The sequence below is a fragment of the Sphingomonas sp. LH128 genome, assembly GCF_000293195.2.
In the GTDB taxonomy this organism is placed as follows: domain Bacteria; phylum Pseudomonadota; class Alphaproteobacteria; order Sphingomonadales; family Sphingomonadaceae; genus Novosphingobium; species Novosphingobium resinovorum_A.
Genome location: NZ_ALVC01000176.1, coordinates 26,894 through 32,893, shown reverse-complemented (window position 1 = coordinate 32,893; position 6,000 = coordinate 26,894). Strand labels below are relative to the sequence as shown.

The 6,000-nt window shown below is 67.3% G+C and carries 5 protein-coding genes; 3 read left to right on the top strand and 2 right to left on the bottom strand.

The window, feature by feature from the left end; translation table 11 throughout:
* The 3 genes from LH128_RS15005 to LH128_RS14995 form a co-directional block, all read left to right on the top strand.
* Positions 1–1,215 (top strand): PQQ-dependent dehydrogenase, methanol/ethanol family (locus LH128_RS15005; protein WP_008830498.1); only part of this gene is annotated, 1,215 nt, incomplete at its 5' end.
* 61 nt (positions 1,216–1,276) lie between these two features.
* Entirely contained in the window at positions 1,277–1,957 is a 681-nt protein-coding gene (locus LH128_RS15000) for a response regulator transcription factor (RefSeq protein ID WP_008830497.1), read from the top strand.
* A gap of 45 nt (positions 1,958–2,002) precedes the next feature.
* On the top strand, positions 2,003–2,434 hold the full coding sequence (locus LH128_RS14995; protein WP_036525937.1) for an acyl-CoA thioesterase: 432 nt from the start codon (positions 2,003–2,005) through the stop codon (positions 2,432–2,434).
* A gap of 95 nt (positions 2,435–2,529) precedes the next feature.
* Here the strand turns inward: LH128_RS14995 and LH128_RS14990 are convergent, their stop codons facing one another.
* A complete protein-coding gene (locus LH128_RS14990; RefSeq protein ID WP_008830495.1) occupies positions 2,530–4,734 on the bottom strand; it encodes a PAS-domain containing protein in 2,205 nt (734 codons plus the stop codon).
* Positions 4,735–4,860: 126 nt separating this feature from the next.
* On the bottom strand, positions 4,861–5,910 hold the full coding sequence (cobW, locus tag LH128_RS14985; RefSeq protein WP_008830494.1) for a cobalamin biosynthesis protein CobW: 1,050 nt from the start codon (positions 5,908–5,910) through the stop codon (positions 4,861–4,863).
* Between the last annotated feature and the right edge of the window lie 90 nt (positions 5,911–6,000).

Here is a 6,000-nt window from a genome sequence, read left to right as displayed (position 1 = left end):
CCCCCGCCCCCCGCCGCGCCGCTGATCGTCGGCGACAAGGTCATCACCGGCAACTCGGGCGGTGAATTCGGCGTCGTCGGCGCGGTTCAGGCGCGCAACGTCGATACCGGCGAGCTGATCTGGGAACGCCCGGTGATCGAGGGCCACGTCGGCACCCTCAACGGCCAGCCCAACGGCATGACCGGCAAGCTCAATGCCACCTGGCAGGGCGACTTGTGGAAGACCGGCGGCGGCGCGACGTGGCTGGGCGGCACGTACGATCCGGGCACCAACCTCGTCTACTTCGGCACCGGCAACCCGGCGCCATGGAACAGCCACCTGCGCCCCGGCGACAACCTCTACACCTCCTCCACGCTCGCCATCGATGCCGACACCGGCGTCATCAAGTGGCACTACCAGACCACCCCGCACGACGGCTGGGACTTCGACGGCGTGAACGAGTTCATCCCCTTCGACGCCACCATAAAGGGCAAGGCGATGAAGCTGGGCGCGAAGGCGGACCGCAACGGCTACTTCTACGTGCTCGACCGGACGACCGGCAAGTTCATCTCCGCCAACCGCTTCGTAATGCAGACCACCTGGGCCGACGGCATCAACCCCAAGACCGGCCGCCCCAACGTGATCGACGCGGGCCGTCCGGGCGCGCCCAGCGGCACCGAAAAGGGCAAGCCGGTGTTCTCCAGCCCGTCGTTCCTAGGCGGCAAGAACTGGATGCCGATGGCGTACTCGAAGGACACCGAACTGTTCTACGTCCCCTCGAACGACTGGGGCATGGACATCTGGAACGAACCGATCGCCTACAAGAAGGGCGCGGCGTACCTCGGCGCGGGCTTCACCATCAAGCCGATCGCCGAGGACCACATCGGCGTGCTGCGCGCCATGGACCCCAAGACCGGCAAGATCGTGTGGGAGTACAAGAACAAGGCCCCGCTGTGGGGCGGCGTGCTGACCACCCACGGCAACCTCGTCTTCACCGGCACGCCTGAAGGCTATCTCAAGGCGTTCGACGCCAAGACGGGCCAAGAGCTGTGGAAGTTCCAGACCGGCTCAGGCGTAGTCGGCTCGCCCATCACCTGGGAGCAGGACGGCGAGCAGTACGTCGGCGTCATGTCCGGCTGGGGCGGCGCGGTGCCGCTGTGGGGCGGCGAAGTGGCCAAGACCTTTAAGGAAATCAGCCAGGGCGGCATGCTCTGGGTGTTCAAGATCCCCAAGTAACGCAACCCTGAAATGGCGCGCCGGTTACCGCTGGCGCGCCATCCCTCCCCGGGATAAAGACATGGAAACACTCGCCGTCACGGAAAACAACATGGGCGAATATGGGGCACCCGACCGCGTTCTGATCGTCGACGACCACTCGCTGGTCCGCGACGGGCTACGCTCGATCTTCGACGATGCCTTCCCCGACTGCACGATCCTCGAAGCGGACAGCCTCGAAGCGGCGCTGCGGGTGCTGGACGAAGCGGGCGACGTCGATCTCGTGCTGCTGGACCTCAACATCCCCGACGTCTCGCACCTCTCCGGCCTGCAGGCGGTGCGGGACAAGTTCCCCGCCACTCCGGTGGTTATGGTCTCCGGCGTGACCGACCGCAACGTGGTGCGCGACGCGCTGGCGGCGGGCGCGGCGGGTTTCGTGCCCAAGTCGCTCAAACGCGCCGCGATCGTCGATGCGCTGCAGCAGGTGCTCTCGGGCGAGATCTACATGCCCGACCTGCCCGGAGACGAAAGCGCGGCGGCCGAGGAAGACCTCATCCGCGCCCGCATCGACACCCTCACCCCGCAGCAGCGCGTGGTGCTGGGGCATCTGGTGGCCGGAAGGCTCAACAAGCAGATCGCCTATGAACTCGACGTCTCGATGACGACGGTGAAGGCGCATGTCTCGGCGATCCTGCAGAAGATGAACGTGTTCAGCCGCACGCAGGCGGTGATCATGGCGGGCAAGATCGGCTTTCGCGGGTAAGGAAGCGCTGGCGCTCCGCCGCCGGCGTTCCTAACACTGCCGCCTATGAGCCGAGACCCCTTGCGCCCGCGCGCCGCCTACCGTGCTTTCGTCCCCCTGACGACGCGGTGGCATGACAACGACGTCTACGGCCACGTGAACAACGTGGTCTATTATTCGTACTTCGACACGGCCGTAAACACATGGCTGATCGAGGCGGGCCTGCTCGATATCGAGACCGGCGACCCGATCGGCGTCGTGGTGGAGACCGGCTGCCGCTATGCCGCCTCGGTGCATTTCCCGCAAAAGCTGGAAGTCGGCATGACGGTCGCGAAGCTGGGCACCAGCAGCGTGTCTTATCACCTCGGCCTGTTCGTCGAGGGCTCGGAGGAACCGGCCGCCGAAGGGCATTTCACGCACGTCTATGTCGGACGCGAAAGCCGCCGCCCGGTAGCCTTGCCCGATAACTGGCGCGAGAAGCTGGCTAAGCTAGCCTGATCAAGCAGGGCCTTCGACAAGCTCAGGCTGAGCGGGGTTCGGGGGTAAAACTACTCTTTAATCCGCTCAGCCTGAGCTTGTCGAAGGCCCCACAGTCACAGCACGTCCATCTGCCGCAGCAGCGCCCGCAGCTGCGCCGGCTTCACCGGCTTGTTCAGCAAGGGCAGCGCCAGTTCAGCCAGTTGCGCCTTGGTTTCCGGCCCGCGATCGGCGGTGATGACCATCGCCGGGACCGCCCGCCCCGCCTTCTCGCGCAGCATCGCCACCGCGCGGTCACCGGTCAGCCGGTCATCGAGGTGGTAGTCCACGATCAGCATCGCCGGTCCCTGCTCCAGCGCAGCCAGTGCGGCCGCGTCGGATGGATCGTTGGCGGTCACCACGTCCAGCCCCCAGTTCTCCAGCAGTGCTTCCATGCCCGCAAGGATGCCCGGATCGTTGTCGATCACCAGAACCAGCCCGCCTGCCCCGGCGCGCGGAGCGGCGGGCATCGCGCCCGGCTCCTCCAGCGAGGCAACCGGGTCCACGCGCGGCAGGCGGATCGAGAAGGCCGCGCCCGCCCCCGGCGCAGTGTCGAGTTCGATCCCGTGGCCCAGCATCGTCGTGACGCGGCGCACGATGGCGAGGCCGAGGCCCTTGCCGGGTATCTTCTGCGTCTTGCCGACGCGGCGGAACTCCTCGAAAATCTCGTCGCGATCGACCTCGGCGATGCCCGGCCCGGTATCGCGCACGGTGACGACGACGTCCGCGCCCTGCTCCACCACCTCCACCGTCACGCTGCCCTGCTCGGTATAGCGGATCGCGTTGGACACGAAGTTCTGCAGCACCCGGCGCAGCAGGCGCGCATCGGAGCGCACCCACAGCGCGGTATGGGGCACCGTGAACGCCAGCCCGCCCGCGCTCGCCAGCGGCGCGAACTCCACGCGCAGCGCCGAGAGGATCGCCCCGAGCGACAGGTCCGCGAACTCGGGCTGGATCGCCCCCGCATCGAGGCGCGAAATCTCGAACAGCGCTTCGAGCAAATCCTCGACCGAATCGAGCGCGGTGGATGCCTGATGCACCAGCGAACGCGGCCGTTCGGCCATGGCCTGACCGTCCATCGCCGAAACGAACAGCCGCGCCGCATTCAGCGGCTGCAGCAGGTCGTGGCTGGCCGCCGCGATGAAACTGGTCTTGGAGCGGTTCGCCGTCTCCGCCTCGTTCTTCGCCTCGACGAGCTGGCGGTTCACCTCGACCAGTTCGGCGGTGCGCTCGGTGACGCGGCGCTCCAGCGTTTCGGCAGTCTCGGTCAGCGAGCGTTCGAACTGGATATGATCGGTCACATCATCGAACGTGAAGACCATGCCGCCGTTCTTGAGCGATACCGAACGGACGGTGAAATAGCGCCCGCGCATCGTGCAGTTGGCGACGACCCGCGCGCCGCCGCCCTCGCGCCAGTCGAGCGCTTCCACCCGGTCCAGCCCGCATTCGCCGGTGCACCAACCCGACAGCGCCTCATGCGTGTCGATGGCGGGACCGTCCTCGGCCAGCGCCAGCACCGTGAGCATGCCCTCGTTCCACGCCTGAAGCTGGCGCTGGGCGTCGAAAAGGCAGACGCCTTCGGAGAGCGTATCCAGCGTCGCCTGCAGCGCCAGGTTGCGTTCGGCCAGTTCGCGGGCACGCTGGCGGGCATCCTCGGCCTTGACGGTGGTGATGTCGGTATAGATGCCGACGGTGCCGCCTTCGGTCGTGCGCAGCTCGTTGATCTGGATCCAGCGGCCGTCGGCCAGCGCCTGCACGTGCGCGCCCTGCGCCCGCTGATGCTGCGCCATGCGGTCCTTGAGCCAGCGCTCGGGTGCCATGCGCGAGCCCATGGTGGCGCCGGTCTGCGCGAGGCGGCTGGCGAGTTCGGCGAATTCGGGCGCATCGCCCTGCACGCCTTCGAAATTGGGAAAGATCTTCAGGTAAGCGCGGTTGCACAGGACCATACGGTCTTCCGCATCGAACAGCGCGAAGCCGTCCGACAGCGATTCAATGGCATCGCGCAGCATCACGCGGGCGGCGGTGGCATCGCCATGAGCGGCGGCGAGCTGCGCATTGACCGTGTTGAGCCGCTCCAGCGCCACCTCCAGCGCGCCGGTGCGGTCGCGCACCATGGCGTCGAGCGAGATCGCCGTCTCGAACATCGAGAACGCCCCGCCCTGCATGTCGGTGGAGCGCTCCACGCGGTCCATCAGCGCGGCGTTGATCTTCTCCAGCTGCGCGATGCGGGCGCGCAGGCGGGCGGTTTCGGTGTCGCGGGTTTCGGGGTCAGTCAGGGCCATGATCGTCTCCCGACCTCACACCCCCTTCGCCATTGCGAGCGCAGCGAAGCAATCCAGGGCGGTTTGCGCGGCTCTGGATTGCCGCGCTACGCTCGCAATGACGAAGGTTGGGGTACATGGTTGTGCTTACGCCGGGACCGAACCTAGCACACCCGCCAGCGCGGCTTCGATGGCCGCGCGGTCCAGCCCCTTCTGGCCGATCACCACCAACTGCGTGCGGCGGGGCTCTTCGGCCTTCCAGGCGCGGTCGAAGAAGTGCTGGATGCGCGGGCCGACGCCCTGCAGGACGAGGCGGCTGGGCTTGCCCGCCAGCGCGACCATGCCCTTCACGCGCAGCACGTCGTGCGCGGCGATCTGTTCCTTCAGGCCTACCAGCAGCGCGTCGATATCGGCCACTTCGCCGCCGTTCAGGATGAAGGTGTCGAAGTCGTCATGGTCGTGATCGTCGTCGAGGCCGTCGATATGCGACTTGCGGCTGTCGAGGTCGTCCTCGGCCGCCGCGACGATGCCGAGCAGCGCGGCGATGTCGACCGCGCCGTGGTCCGCGCGCACGATCTTGACGCCGGGGCGCGTCTCGGCGGCGACGGTCTTCTCGACTTCGGCCAGCACGGCCGCATCGACGAGGTCGGTCTTGTTGAGCACCACCATGTCGGCGCAGCCCAACTGTTCCTCGAACAGTTCCTCGAGCGGGCTGTCGTGGTCGAGGTTGGGATCGGCGGCGCGGGCGGCGGCAAGTGCCTCTTCGTCCGTAGCGAAGCGACCGGCGGCGACGGCATCGGCGTCGATCAGGGCGATCACGCCGTCCACTGTCGCGCGGGTGCGGATGTCCGGCCACTGGAAGGCCTTGACCAGTGGCTTGGGCAGCGCGAGGCCCGACGTCTCGATGATGATGTGGTCGGGCGGGGTCTCGCGGTCGAGCAGCTTCTGCATCGTCGGCAGGAAGTCGTCGGCCACGGTGCAGCAGATACAGCCGTTGGCGAGTTCAAGGATATCGTCCTCGGGGCAGGCCTCGTCATTGCAGCCCTTGACCAGTTCGCTGTCGACGCCGACGTCGCCGAACTCGTTGATGACGAGGGCGAGGCGGCGGCCCTTGGCGTTCTGCAAAAGGTGGCGGATCAGCGTGGTCTTGCCCGCGCCGAGGAAGCCGGTGATGACGGTGGTGGGTACTTTGCTCAAGGGTCTCACTCCCGCGCCGGCGACTTCTCGCGGCGGGGCGTACCGGCGCTTTCGCGCCGGCGCGGGGCAGGGGCGACGGACAGGCGCGAA

Excerpts from the sequence above, each read along its gene's own strand:
- LH128_RS15000 (WP_008830497.1), top strand. The coding sequence starts at position 1,277 with ATGGAAACACTCGCCGTCACGGAAAACAACATGGGCGAATATGGGGCA.
- LH128_RS14995 (WP_036525937.1), top strand. The coding sequence starts at position 2,003 with ATGAGCCGAGACCCCTTGCGCCCGCGCGCCGCCTACCGTGCTTTCGTC.
- LH128_RS14990 (WP_008830495.1), bottom strand. The coding sequence starts at position 4,734 with ATGGCCCTGACTGACCCCGAAACCCGCGACACCGAAACCGCCCGCCTG.